This is a genomic window from Klebsiella sp. MPUS7, assembly GCF_009905335.1.
GTDB lineage: Bacteria > Pseudomonadota > Gammaproteobacteria > Enterobacterales > Enterobacteriaceae > Klebsiella > Klebsiella grimontii.
In genome coordinates this window covers 1,447,086-1,464,501 of sequence record NZ_CP047604.1, presented here as the reverse complement: position 1 = coordinate 1,464,501, position 17,416 = coordinate 1,447,086, and the positions used below count along the sequence as shown (strand labels likewise).

The 17,416-nt window shown below is 55.6% G+C and carries 20 protein-coding genes; 8 read left to right on the top strand and 12 right to left on the bottom strand.

All coding sequences use genetic code 11. The features are described from left to right. Window positions 1-12: 12 nt before the first annotated feature. Entirely contained in the window at window positions 13-1,008 is a 996-nt protein-coding gene (zipA, locus tag GUC22_RS06990; RefSeq protein WP_004870793.1) for a cell division protein ZipA, read from the bottom strand. Window positions 1,009-1,238: 230 nt separating this feature from the next. Between zipA and cysZ the strand changes: the two genes are divergently transcribed. The 5 genes from cysZ to crr all read left to right on the top strand — a co-directional run bounded on the left by cysZ (window position 1,239) and on the right by crr (window position 6,094). Beyond that, window positions 1,239-2,000, top strand: a complete 762-nt coding sequence (gene cysZ / locus GUC22_RS06985; RefSeq protein ID WP_004870791.1) for a sulfate transporter CysZ — start codon at window positions 1,239-1,241, stop codon at window positions 1,998-2,000. 159 nt (window positions 2,001-2,159) lie between these two features. Beyond that, window positions 2,160-3,131, top strand: a complete 972-nt coding sequence (gene cysK, locus GUC22_RS06980) for a cysteine synthase A (RefSeq protein ID WP_004870789.1) — start codon at window positions 2,160-2,162, stop codon at window positions 3,129-3,131. 381 nt (window positions 3,132-3,512) lie between these two features. After that, window positions 3,513-3,770, top strand: coding sequence for a phosphocarrier protein Hpr (gene ptsH, locus GUC22_RS06975; RefSeq protein ID WP_002913505.1), 258 nt, complete (start codon window positions 3,513-3,515; stop codon window positions 3,768-3,770). A gap of 44 nt (window positions 3,771-3,814) precedes the next feature. Continuing rightward, the gene (gene ptsI, locus GUC22_RS06970; protein WP_004870786.1) at window positions 3,815-5,542 is read left to right on the top strand and encodes a phosphoenolpyruvate-protein phosphotransferase PtsI; all 1,728 of its coding nucleotides are present in this window, start codon (window positions 3,815-3,817) and stop codon (window positions 5,540-5,542) included. A 42-nt stretch (window positions 5,543-5,584) separates the two neighbouring features. After that, window positions 5,585-6,094 carry a PTS glucose transporter subunit IIA gene (crr, locus tag GUC22_RS06965; protein ID WP_000522253.1) on the top strand — a complete coding sequence of 170 codons (510 nt, stop codon included), beginning with the start codon at window positions 5,585-5,587 and terminating at the stop codon, window positions 6,092-6,094. Window positions 6,095-6,136: 42 nt separating this feature from the next. On the opposite strand, the gene GUC22_RS06960 is transcribed toward crr, so the two are convergent. Beyond that, a complete protein-coding gene (locus GUC22_RS06960; protein WP_004104337.1) occupies window positions 6,137-6,376 on the bottom strand; it encodes a hypothetical protein in 240 nt (79 codons plus the stop codon). Beyond that, window positions 6,373-7,239: a pyridoxine/pyridoxal/pyridoxamine kinase gene (gene pdxK, locus GUC22_RS06955; RefSeq protein ID WP_004870781.1), complete on the bottom strand. Its 867-nt coding sequence runs from the start codon at window positions 7,237-7,239 to the stop codon at window positions 6,373-6,375. Before pdxK ends, GUC22_RS06960 begins: the two co-directional genes overlap by 4 nt. 82 nt (window positions 7,240-7,321) lie before the next feature. On the opposite strand from pdxK, the gene ptsJ reads away from it, so the two are divergent. The 3 genes from ptsJ to GUC22_RS06940 are packed head-to-tail and all read left to right on the top strand — an operon-like array spanning window position 7,322 to window position 9,792. After that, window positions 7,322-8,620, top strand: coding sequence for a transcriptional regulator PtsJ (ptsJ, locus tag GUC22_RS06950; RefSeq protein ID WP_049085971.1), 1,299 nt, complete (start codon window positions 7,322-7,324; stop codon window positions 8,618-8,620). 14 nt (window positions 8,621-8,634) lie between these two features. After that, complete coding sequence (locus GUC22_RS06945; RefSeq protein ID WP_160183443.1) at window positions 8,635-9,342, top strand: type 1 glutamine amidotransferase; 708 nt, start codon at window positions 8,635-8,637, stop codon at window positions 9,340-9,342. A gap of 45 nt (window positions 9,343-9,387) precedes the next feature. Continuing rightward, entirely contained in the window at window positions 9,388-9,792 is a 405-nt protein-coding gene (locus GUC22_RS06940; protein ID WP_004870769.1) for a YybH family protein, read from the top strand. Here GUC22_RS06940 and cysM read toward each other — a convergent pair. From cysM to GUC22_RS06895, 9 genes are all read right to left on the bottom strand, one after another. Further along, the gene (cysM, locus tag GUC22_RS06935) at window positions 9,789-10,700 is read right to left on the bottom strand and encodes a cysteine synthase CysM (protein ID WP_004870767.1); all 912 of its coding nucleotides are present in this window, start codon (window positions 10,698-10,700) and stop codon (window positions 9,789-9,791) included. The two genes, GUC22_RS06940 and cysM, sit on opposite strands and share 4 nt — an antisense overlap. A 118-nt stretch (window positions 10,701-10,818) precedes the next feature. Beyond that, window positions 10,819-11,913: a sulfate/thiosulfate ABC transporter ATP-binding protein CysA gene (cysA, locus tag GUC22_RS06930; protein WP_004123374.1), complete on the bottom strand. Its 1,095-nt coding sequence runs from the start codon at window positions 11,911-11,913 to the stop codon at window positions 10,819-10,821. Further along, window positions 11,903-12,778 carry a sulfate/thiosulfate ABC transporter permease CysW gene (gene cysW / locus GUC22_RS06925; RefSeq protein WP_004870763.1) on the bottom strand — a complete coding sequence of 292 codons (876 nt, stop codon included), beginning with the start codon at window positions 12,776-12,778 and terminating at the stop codon, window positions 11,903-11,905. The genes cysA and cysW overlap by 11 nt, the downstream gene beginning before the upstream one ends. Then, entirely contained in the window at window positions 12,778-13,611 is an 834-nt protein-coding gene (gene cysT / locus GUC22_RS06920; RefSeq protein WP_004123378.1) for a sulfate/thiosulfate ABC transporter permease CysT, read from the bottom strand. The genes cysW and cysT overlap by 1 nt, the downstream gene beginning before the upstream one ends. Then, entirely contained in the window at window positions 13,611-14,627 is a 1,017-nt protein-coding gene (gene cysP, locus GUC22_RS06915; RefSeq protein ID WP_004870758.1) for a thiosulfate/sulfate ABC transporter substrate-binding protein CysP, read from the bottom strand. Before cysP ends, cysT begins: the two co-directional genes overlap by 1 nt. Window positions 14,628-14,846: 219 nt before the next feature. Next, the gene (locus GUC22_RS06910; RefSeq protein WP_004870755.1) at window positions 14,847-15,746 is read right to left on the bottom strand and encodes a Dyp-type peroxidase; all 900 of its coding nucleotides are present in this window, start codon (window positions 15,744-15,746) and stop codon (window positions 14,847-14,849) included. 96 nt (window positions 15,747-15,842) lie between these two features. Next, window positions 15,843-16,418, bottom strand: coding sequence for an RpoE-regulated lipoprotein (locus GUC22_RS06905; protein WP_004870754.1), 576 nt, complete (start codon window positions 16,416-16,418; stop codon window positions 15,843-15,845). Window positions 16,419-16,481: 63 nt separating this feature from the next. Next, window positions 16,482-16,931 (bottom strand): DUF2919 domain-containing protein, encoded by a 450-nt coding sequence (locus GUC22_RS06900; protein ID WP_004870752.1) that lies wholly within the window; start codon window positions 16,929-16,931, stop codon window positions 16,482-16,484. Continuing rightward, the gene (locus tag GUC22_RS06895) at window positions 16,918-17,343 is read right to left on the bottom strand and encodes a GNAT family acetyltransferase (protein ID WP_004853033.1); all 426 of its coding nucleotides are present in this window, start codon (window positions 17,341-17,343) and stop codon (window positions 16,918-16,920) included. Before GUC22_RS06895 ends, GUC22_RS06900 begins: the two co-directional genes overlap by 14 nt. Between the last annotated feature and the right edge of the window lie 73 nt (window positions 17,344-17,416).

Below are 17,416 nucleotides of genomic sequence, written 5' to 3'. Positions count from 1 at the left end.
CAAGAAGATGAATCAGGCGTTAGCCTCTTTCACTTCACGAATACGGTCTTGATATTCGCGCAGTTTTTGCGGCGTCATCATCCGACGCTGATCGTCCAGCACTACGCCGCCGACTTCATCGGCAATGTACTGCGCGGACTGCAGCATCAGCTTAAAGTTTTGCAGTTCATCGCCAAAGGACGGAACCTGCATAAAGATAGTTACCCCAGGCGTCATCATATCCGCCATGCTGTCCGGATTGAAGGTGCCGGGCTTAACCATATTGGCCAGACTGAAGAGCACCTGACCGCTGCCGTCCGGGCTGAGGTGACGATGGAAGATATTCATATCGCCAAATTTGAAACCCGCCTGCTGGATGCTGTTGATTAACAGCTCGCCGTTAAGCTGCGAACCGTGGTGCGCGGCGACGTTCATCACGATGACCGTCTCCTTACGCTCTTTAGGCTGCGGCGCGGCCTGCTGCGGCTCAGGGGCCTGAGGTTCTGGCGTCGGCTGAAGCTCTGGAGCGATGGCGGGTTGTTGAACCGGCTGCTGCACATGCTGAACGGGTTGCTGTGGCTGCGGAGGCTGTACCGGCTGCATTACCGGCTGCTGAGGCGGCACGGCGTGATGCGGTTGCTGAACCGGGGCCTGCGGGCGAACAGGCTGTTGTTGCGGCGGCTGCGCTGCACGGACAGGCTCTTCCGGGCGCACAGGTGGCTGCTGCGCCTGACGCTCATAAGGAGGCTGATACTGGTGCTGCGGCTGACGAGGTGCTTCATGCTCCCCATGAACGCCATTCGGCGCATGACTGGCCCGATGAACCCGGACTTCACCAACGCCTTCAACATCGTCATTAAAGTCGTCGCTTTCCGACTCTTCATCGTCGCGTGACTTCATACGTTTCAGTGGGCGATCGCGAAACATCGAGGAGCGCTCTTTACGGCTGGTCCAAAAACCGTGCACCAGTAAAGCGATTATGGCGATCGCGCCAACAATGATTAATATCAGACGCAAATCCTGCATCATTATATTCTCTGTTGTTCTAACACCTTGCCACCACGGCAAACATTTACTCACTAAGAGTATTTGCCGATTACATCAAGTGCAAGTGCGTCTGGGGCTTTCACTACATAAAGATGAACTAAATCGTGCTTTTTGCTGTTTTTTCGAACATTTCCTAACTGGTTATTGTCTGCTAACCCGATAAAATAGCCCGGCATTCAGCCTGGATGTCAAAAAAGGAGCATTACCTGACTATGGTTTCATCATCCGTAACGACCCCGCGCAGTGGCGTCTACTACTTTTCGCAGGGTTGGAAGCTGATCGGGCTGCCGGGGATCCGTCGATACGTATTCCTCCCTTTGCTCGTCAACATTATTCTGATGGGCGGCGCATTCTGGTGGTTGTTCACGCGTCTGGGCAGCTGGATCCCCTCTTTGATGAGCCATGTTCCTGAATGGCTGCAATGGCTTAACTATCTGCTGTGGCCCATGGTGGTCATTTCTATACTGCTTGTCTTCGGCTACTTCTTCTCGACAATCGCCAACTGGATTGCCGCCCCCTTTAGCGGCCTGCTGGCCGAGCAGCTTGAAGCGCGCCTGACGGGCGCGACGCCGCCGGACGTCGGGATTTTCGGCATCATGAAAGATGTGCCGCGCATCATGAAGCGTGAATGGCAGAAGTTCGCCTGGTATCTCCCGCGGGCCATCGTTCTGCTGATCCTCTACTTCATTCCCGGTATCGGCCAGACCATAGCTCCCGTGCTGTGGTTCCTGTTCAGCGCCTGGATGCTGGCGATTCAGTACTGCGATTATCCTTTTGATAACCATAAGGTGCCGTTTAAAACGATGCGCCAGGCGCTGCGCACGCGTAAAGTGACCAATATGCAGTTTGGCGCCTTAACCAGCCTGTTTACCATGATCCCGATACTGAACCTGGTGATCCTGCCCGTCGCTATTTGCGGCGCGACGGCAATGTGGGTCGACTGCTACCGCGACAAACACGCGATGTGGAAGTAGCGCTATCGCTTTCGGAGCGGCTTATGCCGCTCCTTATTACTTCTGGCTTGTCATTATTTCTCTTCCGAATATAGATATGCTAAATCCTTACTTCCGCATATTCTTTAAGCGGGTATGCTGAAGCCGTACTCCCAAATTTCATACAGTTAAGGACGGGCCATGAGTAAGATTTTTGAAGACAACTCCCTGACTATCGGCCATACGCCGCTGGTACGACTGAACCGCATCGGTAACGGGCGCATCCTGGCAAAGGTAGAATCTCGTAACCCGAGCTTTAGCGTAAAATGCCGTATCGGTGCCAATATGATTTGGGATGCCGAAAAACGCGGCGTGCTGAAACCCGGCGTTGAGCTGGTGGAACCGACCAGCGGTAACACCGGTATCGCTCTGGCCTACGTGGCTGCGGCGCGCGGTTATAAACTGACGCTGACGATGCCGGAGACCATGAGCATCGAACGCCGCAAGCTGCTGAAGGCCCTGGGCGCCAATCTGGTGCTGACCGAAGGCGCTAAAGGCATGAAAGGCGCCATCCAGAAAGCCGAAGAGATTGTCGCCAGCAATCCGGAGAAATTCCTGCTGCTGCAGCAGTTCAGCAACCCGGCCAACCCGGAAATTCATGAAAAAACCACCGGCCCGGAAATCTGGGAAGATACCGATGGTCAGGTTGACGTCTTCATCTCCGGCGTCGGTACTGGCGGTACGCTGACCGGCGTGAGCCGCTATATCAAAGGCACCAAGGGTAAAAAAGATCTGATTACCGTTGCCGTTGAACCCACCGATTCCCCGGTTATCGCCCAGGCGCTGGCAGGCGTTGAGCTGAAACCCGGCCCGCATAAAATTCAGGGTATTGGCGCAGGCTTTATCCCAGGCAACCTGGATTTGAAGCTGGTGGATAAAGTGGTTGCGATCACCAACGAAGAAGCCATTTCCACCGCGCGCCGCCTGATGGAAGAGGAAGGCATTCTGGCCGGGATCTCTTCTGGCGCCGCCGTTGCCGCTGCGCTGAAGCTGCAGCAGGATGAATCCTTTACCAATAAGAATATTGTGGTTATCCTACCTTCTTCAGGTGAGCGCTATTTAAGCACCGCATTGTTTGCCGATCTTTTCACTGAGAAAGAACTGCAACAGTAATGCCAGCTTGTTAATATCGTGTAAAAAAGCACCTTTTCAGGTGCTTTTTTGTGGCGCACATCAAACTTTTACCCCTCCTGGCATTGATTCACTTCGTTGGGTCTGGTATTTAACCAGCACATTTATTTCGATGCGCGAAATTATTCCGATTTGGATTTCCATAAGCTGAATCGATTTTATGATTTGGTTCAAGTCTTCCTTTAGCGGCATAATGTTTAATGACGTGGTAGACGTTAACGGCCTGAAGGTTTCCACAGCGATTCGCTGCTGCTGGTGCCGGAGCCGGATACGTGATGCCGGCGCTAACGATACAGGCTAAAGTTTGGCCGTTAGGCTAAACTTTAGGTCCACAACACTAAACCTATAAGTTGGGGAAATATAATGTTCCAGCAAGAAGTTACTATTACCGCTCCGAACGGTCTGCACACCCGCCCTGCTGCTCAGTTTGTTAAAGAAGCAAAAGGCTTCACTTCTGAGATCACTGTAACCTCCAACGGCAAAAGCGCCAGCGCCAAAAGCCTGTTCAAACTGCAGACTCTGGGCCTGACCCAGGGCACCGTTGTGACTCTCTCTGCCGAAGGCGAAGATGAGCAGAAAGCAGTTGAGCATCTGGTTAAACTGATGGCTGAACTCGAGTAAGTTCACGGGTTCTTTTTAATATCAGTCACAAGTAAGGTAGGGTTATGATTTCAGGCATTTTAGCATCCCCGGGTATCGCTTTCGGCAAAGCTCTTCTGCTGAAAGAAGACGAAATTGTCATCGACCGGAAGAAAATTTCTGCCGATAAGGTTGATCAGGAAGTTGAACGTTTTCTGAACGGCCGCACCAAGGCCTCCGCCCAGCTGGAGGTCATCAAAACCAAAGCTGGTGAAACTTTCGGTGAAGAAAAAGAAGCCATCTTCGAAGGGCACATCATGCTGCTGGAAGATGAGGAGCTTGAGCAGGAAATCATAGCCCTGATTAAAGATAAGCATATGACTGCCGATGCGGCAGCCAATGAAGTTATCGAAGGTCAGGCTACTGCCCTGGAAGAACTGGATGACGAATACCTGAAAGAGCGTGCGGCTGACGTACGCGACATCGGTAAGCGCCTGCTGCGCAACATCCTCGGTCTGGCCATCATCGATCTGAGCGCGATTCAGGATGAAGTTATTCTGGTTGCCGCTGACCTCACTCCGTCTGAAACCGCGCAGCTGAACCTGAACAAGGTGCTGGGTTTCATTACCGACGCGGGCGGTCGTACTTCCCACACCTCCATCATGGCGCGTTCCCTTGAACTGCCGGCCATCGTGGGCACCGGCAGCGTGACCAGCCAGGTGAAAAACGGCGACTATCTGGTTCTCGACGCGGTGAATAATCAGGTTCTGGTTAACCCGAGCGACCAACAAATCGAAGAACTGCGCAACCTGCAGGCTCAGGTCGCTGAAGAAAAAGCGGAACTGGCTAAGCTGAAAGACCTGCCGGCCATCACGCTGGACGGCCATCAGGTTGAAGTCTGCGCCAACATCGGTACCGTACGCGACGTTGAAGGTGCCGAGCGTAACGGTGCAGAAGGCGTTGGCTTATATCGTACAGAATTCCTGTTCATGGACCGCGACTCGCTGCCAACTGAAGAAGAACAGTTCGCCGCTTACAAAGCCGTTGCCGAAGCGTGCGGCTCGCAGGCGGTTATCGTTCGCACCATGGACATCGGCGGCGACAAAGAGCTGCCGTACATGAACTTCCCGAAAGAAGAGAACCCGTTCCTCGGCTGGCGCGCGGTGCGCATCGCCATGGATCGCAAAGAGATTCTGCGTGACCAGGTTCGTGCAATCCTGCGTGCTTCCGCTTTCGGTAAACTGCGCATCATGTTCCCGATGATCATCTCTGTTGAAGAAGTGCGTGCACTGAAAAAAGAGATCGAAATCTACAAACAGGAACTGCGCGACGAAGGTAAAGCTTTTGATGAGTCCATTGAGATTGGCGTGATGGTGGAAACCCCAGCCGCTGCGACAATTGCTCGTCACTTAGCCAAAGAAGTTGATTTCTTTAGTATCGGTACCAATGATTTAACGCAGTATACTCTGGCAGTTGACCGTGGTAATGATATGATTTCACATCTTTACCAGCCAATGTCCCCGTCCGTGCTGACGCTGATTAAGCAAGTTATTGATGCTTCTCATGCTGAAGGCAAATGGACTGGCATGTGCGGTGAGCTTGCGGGCGATGAACGTGCTACACTTCTGTTGCTGGGTATGGGTCTGGACGAGTTCTCTATGAGCGCCATTTCCATCCCGCGCATCAAGAAGATTATCCGTAACACGAACTTCGAAGATGCGAAAGTATTAGCAGAGCAGGCTCTTGCTCAACCGACAACGGACGAGTTAATGACGCTGGTTAACAAGTTCATTGAAGAAAAAACAATCTGCTAATTCACGAGATGCGCGGCCCAAATTACTGCTTAGGAGAAGATCATGGGTTTGTTCGATAAATTGAAATCTCTGGTTTCTGATGACAAAAAAGACACCGGAACTATTGAGATTGTTGCCCCGCTCTCTGGCGAGATCGTCAACATTGAAGACGTGCCGGATGTAGTTTTCGCGGAAAAAATTGTGGGTGATGGCATTGCTATCAAACCTACTGGCAACAAAATGGTTGCGCCGGTAGATGGTACCATCGGTAAAATTTTTGAAACCAACCATGCTTTTTCAATCGAATCTGATAGCGGCATCGAGCTGTTCGTTCACTTCGGTATTGATACCGTTGAACTGAAAGGCGAAGGCTTCAAACGTATCGCTGAAGAAGGCCAGCGTGTGAAAGTCGGCGACCCGGTTATCGAATTCGATCTGCCGCTGCTGGAAGAGAAAGCCAAGTCTACCCTGACTCCGGTTGTTATCTCCAACATGGACGAGATCAAAGAGCTGATCAAACTGTCCGGTAGCGTAACCGTGGGTGAAACGCCGGTTATCCGCATCAAGAAGTAATTCTTGCCGCAGAAGAATGGCGCCTCTCAGGGCGCCATTTTTTTATCTCGCCGCTTTAAACGGCCGATAGCACTTCTCCCGCGAAAGTATTTTCATTCCCTCAGGGCCGCTTTCCAGAATCCGCTTCTCGCTGTCAGAAACCTGTAAATCACACTGATATCCGCCCACGGCGCCAAATAGCGACCCCACTTCGCAAACATCTTCCAGCGCTTCGCTGCCGGTCGTCTCAAAATGACCGACGACTCTTCCCTGCTGGCGCACCACTAAGCGATAGCTCTTCATACTCCCTCCCCTCGCGGCGGCAGAATGAGCTCATCGCAGCCCTGTTCCTCGGTCCATGTCATGACCGCCAGCACCCGCTGCGCGGCGGCTTTAGCGGCATCGCCCAGCGGTATCCCGCAAACCAGGCCGCTCGCCAGTTCGGCGCAAAAAAGGTCGCCCGTTCCCTTAAGGTCGGTTTCTACACGCGGATGTTCGATCACCTCGACCGACTCTGCGCTAACCACCAGCACGTTGATCGTGGCGCTATCCGCTCCCGGCGCGCTGGTAATAACCACCCATTGCAGTGAATCAGAGAGCAGACTACGGGCGGCAATAATCGCCTCCTGCTGATGATGACAAGGCAGGCCGCTTAGCGTCTCCAGCTCAAACAGATTGGGCGTGATCCCCTGAGCCAGCGGGAGCAAATGCGTACGATAGGCTTCAGGGATCTCGGCCTTGACGTAGATACCGCTATCCACATCGCCAATGACGGGATCAACGAGAATACACAGTTCAGGACGCTGCTCGCGAATGCGCTGCAGCCATTGCGCCAGACGCTTAATCTGCACGGCGCTGCCCATATAGCCGGTCGTTACCGCCCGCAGCTCGCGGAGCGCGTCACGCTCCTCCAGCGCCTTTAAATAACCGGCAAACCACTCTTCCGGGATCACCCCGCCGTAGTAGGTATCGTAATGCGGCGTATTGCTAAACAGCACCGTCGGCACCGCCATCACCCGCAGGCCGTGCTGCTTTATCGCCGGTATCGCAATACTGTTGCCTACGCTGCCGTAAACCACCTGCGACTGCACGGCCACAATATCGACCTGCAGCGCACGGCTTTTATCGCTAAAGAGCACCGATTGTATTTCATCTTGCTGATCCATCCTTTCTCCTCCCGCTGGACAGCGAGTCAGACTCTGATTATCATTCGTCCTATGCTAAAATTCATTTTGTCATAGGTCAATAATGATCGTTGGAAAAACTGCCAGTGAGATCTTCGATAATATCCGCCATCTGGTACAAAGCGGCGCGCTCAAGCCTGGCGATATTTTGCCGCCGGTCCGCGAGCTGGCGGGCAAGCTGGCGGTTAACCGCAATACCGTCGCTGCCGCCTATAAGCGCCTGGTAACCTCCGGTCTGGCCGTCAGTCAGGGGCGTAATGGCACCGCCATTAAAACGCATAATACTCTTCCCGCCCTTGAAGGGGGCGATCCCTCTTCCCCGCTGAAGGATATTTCCAGCGGCAATCCCGATCCCGCTCGCCTGGCGAACCTCAAGCACTCCCTCGGCGCGATTGCTTTAGCGCCACGTCTGTACGGCGATGCGGCGGTTGAGCCCCGGCTGGCCGCGTGGGCCAGTCGCTGGGTTAACCCGGATCTGGAGATGGACGCCGAGATTAACCTCGCCAGCGGCGCCGTCGATGCGCTTGAGCGCCTGCTATGCGCCCTGTTGCTGCCCGGCGATAGCGTGGCCATTGAAGATCCCTGCTTTCTCAGCAGCATCAATATGCTGCGCTATGCCGGTTTTCACCCTTCGCCGGTGCCGGTCGACGGGGAAGGCATGCAGCCTGAGCCCCTTGAAGAGGCGCTGCGCAACGGCGCCCGGGCGGTCATTATCACCCCGCGCGCGCACAATCCGACCGGCTGTAGCCTCAGCGAATCCCGCGCCCGGGCAATACGCGAAATACTGGCCCGCTATCCGCAGGTTCTGGTGATTGTTGACGATCATTTCGCGCTGCTCTCCGCCACGCCCTGGTACTCCCCTATCGCCGCGGAAAGCCAGCGTTGGGCGCTGGTACGCTCCCTGTCAAAAACCCTGGGGCCGGATATACGTCTGGCCATCGTCGCCAGCGACGCCGACACGTCGGCGGCGCTGCGCCTCAGGCTTAATTCCGGTAGCCAGTGGGTCAGCCATCTGTTGCAGGATCTGGTCATCGCCTGCCTTAACGACAACGCCTTTATGGCCTCTCTGGCGGAAACCCGGCGCCACTATCGTCAACAGCATGAAAAGCTGATTGCCGCCCTCGCCAGCCGCGGAATCACCCACCTGACGCCAGGAGACGGGCTTAATTTTTGGTTCCCGCTGGAGGAGCCGAGTCAGCCGGTGGCGCTTCGTCTGGCGCACGCCGGCTGGCTGGTTCGCGAAGGCGAAACGTTCGGTATCCGCGAACCAGCGCACGGGCTACGGCTGTCGCTTGCGACGCTAAGCGAGAATGAAATTAATAAGCTCGCCAATGACTTATACCAGATATTACAACAACAGTGACGGGAGTTAACGCTATGCAGATCCACTTTATCGTCCATGAAGTCTTTGAAGCGCCGGGAGCTTACCTGCGCTGGGCGCAGGCGCGCGGCTACGGTATCAGCTGGTCTCGGGTATTTGCGGGAGATGCGCTCCCGGAAAACGCCAACGCCTTTGATATGCTGGTTGTGCTCGGCGGCCCGCAGTCGCCGCGCACCACATTAACTGAGTGCCCCTGGTTTGATAGCCACGCCGAGCAGCGTTTGATTGCGCAGGCCATTGCCGCAGGACGGATCGTGGTGGGGATTTGCCTCGGCTCGCAGCTTATCGGTGAAGCGCTGGGCGCGCCGGTCATGCAGAGCCCGGAAAAAGAGGTCGGCCACTATCCCATCACGCTCACCACCGCGGGCCTGCAGGATGACAAACTGGCCCATTTTGGCCCCTCGCTGGTCGTCGGCCACTGGCATAACGATATGCCGGGCCTGACGCCAGAGGCGGAAGTGATGGCCTCCAGCGAAGGCTGCCCGCGGCAAATTGTGAAATACAGCGACCGGGTCTATGGCTTCCAGTGCCACATGGAGTTTGACGCTGAGGTCATCGAGCTGCTTATCGCCCATTCACAGCAGGAGCTTAGCGCCGCCAGAGGCAGGCGTTTCATTCGTAGTGAACAGGAGATGCGCGCCTGGGATTATCGCGAAATGAATGAGAAGCTATGGGTGTTCCTTGATAAGCTGACGGCAAAGTAAGCAAAACGCTTTTATTCAAGCCCGACAATGCGAGAATCGCCACAAATGCACAATCCCAACCCACAGCTTAAAGCCGCCATCGAAGCCTGCGATCGCGCTATCTCCCAGGAAGATTACGCGACACTGATGGAGTATTACGCTGAAGACGCCGCGCTGGTCGTCAAACCAGGCATGGTGGCCAGAGGCAAAGAAAATATCCGCAACGCGTTTATCGCCATTGCCGACTATTTTCAGCACCGGCTGGTGGTGACGCAGGGAAAAATGGAGATCATCGAAGGCGGCGGCAATGCGCTGGTGATTATGGAAACCCGGCTGGATATCCCGACGGAAGCCGGGATAACACAGGTCACGCGGCGCGCAACCTATGTCTTTCGTCAGCAGGGCGAACGCTGGCTCTGCACCGTGGATAACTCCTACGGTACCGACCTGCTCGACGCGCCCGAGGTTTAAATTCCCGCGCCCTGGGTAAAATGCTCTTCGCCAAATACACCGGTAGAAAGGTAGCGATCGCCGCGATCGCAAACGATCGCCACCACTACCGCGCCGGGATTTTCGCGGGCAACGCGCAATGCGCCCACCACCGCGCCGCCGGAACTGACGCCGCAGAAAATCCCTTCCTTCACCGCCAGCATCCGCATGGTGTTTTCGGCATCCTGTTGATGGATATCGAGCACCACGTCCACCAGCTGCGCGTTAAAAATGCCCGGCATATATTCGGCAGGCCAGCGGCGAATGCCGGGAATACTGCTCCCCTCTTCCGGCTGCAGTCCGACGATGCTCACCGCTTTATCCTGCTCGCGCAGAAAACGCGATACGCCGGTAATGGTGCCGGTGGTGCCCATGCTGGAGACAAAATGGGTGATCCGCCCGTCAGTCTGCCGCCAGATTTCCGGCCCGGTGGTGGTGTAGTGCGCGTACGGGTTATCAGGATTGTTGAACTGATCCAATAGCTTGCCTTCGCCGCGCTGGGCCATTGCTAACGCTAAGTCACGCGCGCCTTCCATTCCCTGCTCTTTCGTCACCAGAATCAGCTCCGCGCCGTAGGCGCGCATGGCGGCACGGCGCTCCTGGCTCATGTTGTCCGGCATCAGCAGCTTCATCTGATAGCCTTTAAGCGCGGCGATCATCGCCAGCGCAATGCCGGTGTTGCCGCTGGTCGCTTCAATCAGCACATCACCGGGCTTAATCTCTCCGCGCTTTTCAGCCTCGACAATCATCGACAGCGCCGCTCTGTCTTTCACCGAGCCCGCGGGATTGTTGCCTTCGAGTTTGACCCATATTTCGCTGCCGTTGTCCGGCCCCATGCGCTGCAGTTTGACCAGAGGAGTATTGCCGATGGTGTATTCGAGTGTATTCACGATTTCTACTCAATAAAAAAGCCGGGTGGCGCTTCGCTTACCCGGCCTACAAGACGCAGTGATTACTGTAGGCCCGATAGGCGAAGCGCCACCGGGCGATAAACTACGCAATAAGCTATCAGGCCGATTCAGCCAGAGCAAGCTCCTCGCGCGGCTCAATACGTTCATTGCCGTTGTACAGACGCGCGTTCTGCAGGCCAACAAACAGGCGTTCCCCGCGATGCGGCGCGTCTTCACCCTGATGCACCACGGTTAGCGGTTCGTCATACCACCCGAGAGGCTGCACAACTAATTGGGTGTAGTGGCCTTTCGGGCTCGCTTCCAGCACCTGTACCGGCAGCGGCGAATCCAGGCTGGTGCGACGGCTGATGTCCACTTCCCACGGACGCAGGAACAGATCGACCGGCCCCTGGTACGCCGGGGTATAGCCCAACGGCCAGCGATGCGCGCCGACGTGGAACTGACCGCCGCGAAGGGTTCCCTTCAGGCGGTTAACTTCGCCCATGAACTCCAGCACAAAACGCGTGGCCGGCTCGCGCCATACCCGATCGGGCGCATCGGCCTGTTCGATATTGCCCTGGCTCATGACCACCACGCGATCGGCCACTTCGGTCGCCTCTTCCTGATCGTGCGTAACAAATACGCTGGTAAACTTCAGCTCTTCGTGCAGCTGACGCAGCCAGCGTCTCAGTTCTTTACGGACCTGGGCGTCCAGCGCGCCAAAAGGTTCATCCAGCAGCAGAATCTGCGGTTCAACCGCCAGCGCGCGCGCTAACGCGACGCGCTGCTTCTGCCCGCCGGAAAGCTGGGCCGGATAGCGATCCGCCAGATGCGCCAGCTGGACCATCTCCAGCAGCTTGGTGACTTTTGCCTTGATGCCGGCAGCATTCGGTCGTTCACGACGCGGCAGTACCGTCAGGCCGAAGGCGATATTGTCGAACACCGTCATATGGCGAAACAGCGCGTAGTGCTGGAACACGAAGCCGACTTTACGGTCACGCGCATGCACGCGGCTGACGTCGGTACCGTGAAAACGGATATGGCCGCTGGACTGATTTTCCAGCCCGGCGATGATACGCAGCAGCGTGGTTTTCCCGGAGCCTGACGGCCCCAGCAGCGCGACCATCTGTCCGGAGGGGATATCCAGCGAGATATCATTCAGCACCTGCGTGCGACCAAAAGACTTCTTAATATTGGCAATCTCAATGCTCATGATTTCCCTCCAGTTGCGCGCGTTTTTCCTGATTGGCCAAACGCCATTGCACCATACTCTTCAAAAACAGGGTCAAAATAGCCATTAACGTCAGCAGTGCGGCGGCGGTAAACGAACCGACGGAATTGTAATCCTGCTCCAGTAGCTCAATTTGTAGCGGCAGCGATAAGGTTTCGCCGCGGATTGAGCCGGAAACCACCGACACGGCGCCGAATTCACCAATCGCGCGGGCGTTAGTCAGCACCACGCCGTAGAGCAGCGCCCAGCGAATATTGGGCAGCGTAACCCGGCGGAACATCTGCCAGCCCGACGCGCCGAGCAGAATCGCCGCCTCATCTTCATTGCTGCCCTGGCTCATCATCACCGGCACCAGTTCGCGGACCACAAACGGACAGGTCACAAAAATGGTCGCCAGGACCATGCCCGGCCAGGCAAACATAATCTGCAGGTTATGCTCATCGAGCCAGCCGCCCAGCGGACCGTTAGAACCGTAAAACAGCAAATAAACCAGGCCCGCCACCACCGGCGAGACGGCAAACGGTATATCCAACAGCGTCAGCAACAGCTGACGGCCTGGAAAGGTAAAGCGCGTCACCAGCCACGCTAGCAGCGTACCGAAAACCAGGTTTACCGGTACGGTAATCAAGGCAATCATGACCGTTAGCCAAATGGCGTGCAGCATGTCCGGGTCTGCAAGGTTTTGCAGCACCGGCATCAGGCCTTTGCTAAAGGCCTGCACGAAGATATAGACCATCGGCACAATCAGGATGAAGGCAGAAACCAGCACCCCAACACCTATCAGAAACCATTTTCCCCAGTTAATGCGGGGAGCGTCATAACGCTTCAATTGAGCAACGATCGCCATTAATGACCTACCACGCGTCGACCAAAGCGACTTTGCAGAGTGTTAATCGAGTACAGCAGCAGCAGCGAGGCCGCGAGGATCACTGAAGCAATCGCGCTCGCCGCCGGGTAATCAAACTCCTGCAAACGGATAAAAATCATCAGCGAGGTCACTTCCGTTTTCCACGCAATGTTGCCGGCGATAAAAATCACCGCGCCAAACTCTCCGAGGCTGCGGGTAAAGGACAGCGCAACGCCCGCCATCAGCGCCGGGGAGAGCTCCGGCAGCACCACCTTGCGAAAGCTCTGCCAGCGCGTGGCGCCCAGGGTTTCCGCCGCTTCTTCATATTCCGGGCCCAACTCTTCCAGCACCGGCTGCACGGTACGCACCACAAACGGGATGCTGGTAAAGGCCATCGCCACCGCGATACCGAGCCACGTATAGGTGACTTTAATATCAAATTTCGCCAGCCACTCGCCGTACAGCCCGTTCACGGAGAAGAGCGACGCGAGGGTTAAGCCGGCAACGGCCGTCGGCAGCGCAAACGGCAAATCCATCAGAGCATCCAGCAGCGTGCGGCCCGGGAAGCGGTAGCGGGTTAAGATCCACGCCATCAGCAGGCCGAAGACGCCGTTAAAAATCGACGCCACAAACGCCGAGAGCAGCGTCACTTTATAGGCCGCCACCACCTGCGGGTTGGTGACCACATCCCAGTACTGCGCCCAGCTCATCTGGGCAAGCTGCATCACCAGCGCGCTGAGCGGCAACAACAGGATCAGGCAGACGAACAGCAGGCTGGTCCCAAGGCTTAAGGTAAAGCCCGGCAGCACGCGTTTAGTCGATACTGCAAACATTACTTACGCCCCGCCGCCAGCAGTTTGTCCAGCTCGCCGCCGCTGGTAAAGTGGGTTTTCATCACTTCCGGCCAGGAACCAAATTTATCTTCCACGCGGAACAGATCGGTCTGCGGGAATTTATCTTTCAGTTTGTTCATCACGTCCGGGTTATTCACGCGATAGGAGTAATCGGTGATGATGGTCTGCGCCTGCGGGCTATAGAGCCAGTTCAGGTAGGCTTTCGCCGCTTTCTCTGTTCCGTTTGCCTGCACGTTTTTATCCACCCAGGCGACCGGGAATTCCGCGAGGATATTGGTTTTAGGAATGACCACCTCAAAGCCCTGATCTTCGTACTGTTTCCGAATGTTATTTACTTCAGATTCAAAGCTAATCAGCACATCGCCAAGCCCACGCTCGGCAAAGGTGGTGGTTGCGCCGCGCCCGCCGGTATCAAACACTTCGACGTTTTTCAGAAACTGGGTCATAAACTGCTCGGTTTTCGCTTTATCACCGCCGTCAGCTTTGTCCGCCGCGCCCCACGCCGCCAGGTAGGTGTAACGGGCATTGCCGGAGGTTTTCGGGTTCGGGAAAATGAGCTTCACATCGGAACGCACTAAATCATTCCAGTCGTGGATATTTTTCGGGTTGCCTTTACGCACCAGGAATCCCATCGTCGAGTAAAACGGCGAGCTGTTATTCGGCAGACGGCTTTGCCAGTCCGCCGGGATCAGTTTGCCTTTGTCGTGCAGAATCTGGACGTCGGTCACCTGATTGTAGGTCACCACGTCGGCCTTAAGCCCCTGCAGAATCGCCAGCGCCTGTTTTGATGACCCGGCATGAGATTGTTTAATCGTCAGCTTATCGCCGCCGTTATCTTTCGCCCACTGCTGTTCAAACTGCGGGTTAAGGGCGGCAAACAGCTCGCGGGAAACATCGTAAGAACTGTTCAGCAGTTCCGTCGCCTGCGCCTGCGCGACCAGCAGCACAGAAGCAGCCAGCGCCAGATATCCTTTTGTTAATGATTTAACGGCCATTGCGCACCCTTATCAATATGATGATTTTCTGCTGATCATCATATTTATAACGGCTATGAAAGGAGTAACGGTTTTATATACCGTTTGGCGATTTGGAAGTCGAAAAGAGAATAAGGAAATGGCAAAGCTTATCTGAATCACTCATCCAGAACCGGAAACCGTTCGACGCTTGCCTGCCGCGCCGAACGGTTTCCTCCCCTTGTGGGGAGAGGGGAAATCTTACAGCGCCAGCAGTCTATCCAGCGAAGGCGCGAAGTAGTATCCGCCGGTCACCGGTTTGGTAAAACGCAGCATCGCATCGCGCTTACCGTCGGTATCGCCGAACATGCTCAGCAGCTGCTGCTCAATGTTGTACAGACGGGCGCAGTAGGCGCAAAAGTAGAGGCCGTGGGTACCGCTGGCGGTGCCGTACGGCAGGCTCTGACGGACAATCTTCAGCCCTTTTCCCTCTTCTTTCAGATCCACGCGGCTCAGGTGAGAGGTGTCCGGACGATCGTCGCCGTCAATCTCTTCGTTGGCTTCTTTGGTGCGGCCAATCATCATCTCCTGGTCAGGAACGCTCATGCGATTAAGCTGCTTGAGGTTGTGCTCCCAGCGCTGCACGAATACGTAGCTGCCGCCCGCATCGACGCCATCCTGAATCACCGCCACTTCACGGCGCGTCTCTTCGCCGGCCGGGTTTTCAGTACCGTCGACAAAGCCGCTCAGATCGCGCTCTTCAATCCAGCGAAAACCATGAATCTCTTCTTTAACATCAACTACTGCGCCAAAAGCGGACATAGCCGCCTGCGCCACAGAGAAGTTCAGTTCATGCTGCGCGGAGAGAATGTGGATCAGCACATCGTACTGGGTCGACGGCGCCAGACCTTTGCCGTAGGCCGGAAAGTCTTTTAGCTCTTCGGCCCCAACGCCGCCGCTCAGCTGACGCCAGACGTTATGACCAAAAGCCACCACCGCCCCCAGCTTCGCTTGCGGGTATTTCGCCTGAAAGGTGGCTAACTTATCGACAAACACTTTGCTGGCTTCACGCAGGGCGTCAACATCGCCTTTGACATTTGCTTCAATCCAAATCGCCGCACGGCAATGTTCCGGCAAAATGCCGCTCTGAACCTGAGACATCGCTCCTCCTGAAAAATAGGACAGCCACCACGCTGTGGCTTTTTTAAGGCGCTATTGTACCCGCTTTTTCAGGACCTCGAATCACTTCAGATCAAATTAGCGGCGCCAGATAATCTTGCTCACTTTCCAGTTCTTCAGCGTGTCGTCGGAAGGCATTAACTCTTCAGGACCGTTCCAGTTGCCGGTAAAAGCATAGCTAATATGCTGGCTGCCCTCGGCCTTGCATTCCACCACGGCACCGTTGTCATTGCTGCCTTTTTGGCAGTTGCCAAACGCCTTGCTGTAGATATCGCTGAACGGGGTACCGATTTTCACGCCGCTGGCGGCTTTGATATTGCTATCGCGCACGTCGATGCGGCTGATAGTCCCGCTCTCGCCGTTGATGGTCAGCGCGACCTTGTCATCTTTTAACGCTTCGAAGTAGCGCACAATATTACCGTTAGCCGTTTTCATGCCGCTGCGCAGGCGGTAGCTGCTGCCGAGCGCATCGCCGATCGCCTGTTCGCTCAGCGGCGTTGACGCCGTCAGGTTGCCTACGCCCTGTTCGGTCACTTCCGTGGAGGAGCCAAACCAGTTCCACGGATAGGCCGCCGACCAGTTCACCGAGCTCATCGTCGAGCAGCCGGTTAAAGCCAGCGGTAGTGCGCAGAGAAGTAAACGTAGCGATTTCATGACTGAGTGTCCTTTCTGATTTATTCAACGCATGTTGGAGTGCGCGATCGGCAAAAAGTGCCGTTAAACCTGTTCTTCGCGAAAACAGGCCTTCAGCCGACGGCTGCTCAACAGCCACCAGAGCGCGTAAAGATCCGCCGCCAGCAGGCCGATGGTCACCGCCGAGGGCGATTCGCCGCTCATCCACAGCAGCGGTTGCCAGACCAACAGCAATAGCTGGGAAAGCGCCAGCAGCCAGCGCATCAGGGGCCAGAGCCGGGGAAAGCGCTGACGATGCCCGCTAATGATAAACGCCAGCACCGCCGGGATGCCGGGAAGCAACCCCAGCCAAAAATTATCGTGGTCCGGATAAAACAGATTCAGCAGCGCGTCGCCCTGCTGGCGCGACGCGCCGGCCATCAGAAATAGCACCCACGTCCGCGCCTGAAGCAGCAGCACGCACCAAAAAAGAAACGGTAAACGCAGGCGGCCGTGGGTATCAAAATCGGCGGGGATAAACTCAGTATTCTTCATCTTCAATTAGGCGCTTGCCGAGGCACAGCACGTCTGAATGCTCATAGCCAAGGCGTTCGTACATTCCCTGCACCACATCATTATCTTCGCGTACCATAATGTTTATTTTCGGGCAGCCGCGGGCAATCAGCTTTTTCTCCAGCCGATTAAGCAGCGCGTTAGCAATACCGCGTCCGCGATATTCAGGATGCACCCCCAGATAATAAGCAGACCCGCGATGACCGTCATAACCGCCCATCACCGTGCCGACCACTTCCCCGTTAACCTCGGCGACCAGGAACAGGCTGGCATCGTGATTCAGCTTACGTTCAATATCCATTTCCGGATCGTTCCATGGGCGCAGGAGATCGCAACGCTCCCACAGGGTAATGACCTCTTCGAAATCTTGCTGGCGAAAAACGCGTATCTCCATGGTATTCCCCACCATTGACGGTTAAAAACAGAGATTATGGCGCGATTGTGCCCGATAGCCAATATCAGGCGCA

Bases quoted from the DNA above. Each gene is read 5' to 3' on its own strand.
- zipA (WP_004870793.1), bottom strand. From the start codon at position 1,008: ATGATGCAGGATTTGCGTCTGATATTAATCATTGTTGGCGCGATCGCC.
- cysZ (WP_004870791.1), top strand. From the start codon at position 1,239: ATGGTTTCATCATCCGTAACGACCCCGCGCAGTGGCGTCTACTACTTT.
- cysK (WP_004870789.1), top strand. From the start codon at position 2,160: ATGAGTAAGATTTTTGAAGACAACTCCCTGACTATCGGCCATACGCCG.
- ptsH (WP_002913505.1), top strand. From the start codon at position 3,513: ATGTTCCAGCAAGAAGTTACTATTACCGCTCCGAACGGTCTGCACACC.
- ptsI (WP_004870786.1), top strand. From the start codon at position 3,815: ATGATTTCAGGCATTTTAGCATCCCCGGGTATCGCTTTCGGCAAAGCT.
- crr (WP_000522253.1), top strand. From the start codon at position 5,585: ATGGGTTTGTTCGATAAATTGAAATCTCTGGTTTCTGATGACAAAAAA.
- GUC22_RS06960 (WP_004104337.1), bottom strand. From the start codon at position 6,376: ATGAAGAGCTATCGCTTAGTGGTGCGCCAGCAGGGAAGAGTCGTCGGT.
- pdxK (WP_004870781.1), bottom strand. From the start codon at position 7,239: ATGGATCAGCAAGATGAAATACAATCGGTGCTCTTTAGCGATAAAAGC.
- ptsJ (WP_049085971.1), top strand. From the start codon at position 7,322: ATGATCGTTGGAAAAACTGCCAGTGAGATCTTCGATAATATCCGCCAT.
- GUC22_RS06945 (WP_160183443.1), top strand. From the start codon at position 8,635: ATGCAGATCCACTTTATCGTCCATGAAGTCTTTGAAGCGCCGGGAGCT.
- GUC22_RS06940 (WP_004870769.1), top strand. From the start codon at position 9,388: ATGCACAATCCCAACCCACAGCTTAAAGCCGCCATCGAAGCCTGCGAT.
- cysA (WP_004123374.1), bottom strand. From the start codon at position 11,913: ATGAGCATTGAGATTGCCAATATTAAGAAGTCTTTTGGTCGCACGCAG.
- cysW (WP_004870763.1), bottom strand. From the start codon at position 12,778: ATGGCGATCGTTGCTCAATTGAAGCGTTATGACGCTCCCCGCATTAAC.
- cysT (WP_004123378.1), bottom strand. From the start codon at position 13,611: ATGTTTGCAGTATCGACTAAACGCGTGCTGCCGGGCTTTACCTTAAGC.
- cysP (WP_004870758.1), bottom strand. From the start codon at position 14,627: ATGGCCGTTAAATCATTAACAAAAGGATATCTGGCGCTGGCTGCTTCT.
- GUC22_RS06910 (WP_004870755.1), bottom strand. From the start codon at position 15,746: ATGTCTCAGGTTCAGAGCGGCATTTTGCCGGAACATTGCCGTGCGGCG.
- GUC22_RS06905 (WP_004870754.1), bottom strand. From the start codon at position 16,418: ATGAAATCGCTACGTTTACTTCTCTGCGCACTACCGCTGGCTTTAACC.
- GUC22_RS06900 (WP_004870752.1), bottom strand. From the start codon at position 16,931: ATGAAGAATACTGAGTTTATCCCCGCCGATTTTGATACCCACGGCCGC.
- GUC22_RS06895 (WP_004853033.1), bottom strand. From the start codon at position 17,343: ATGGAGATACGCGTTTTTCGCCAGCAAGATTTCGAAGAGGTCATTACC.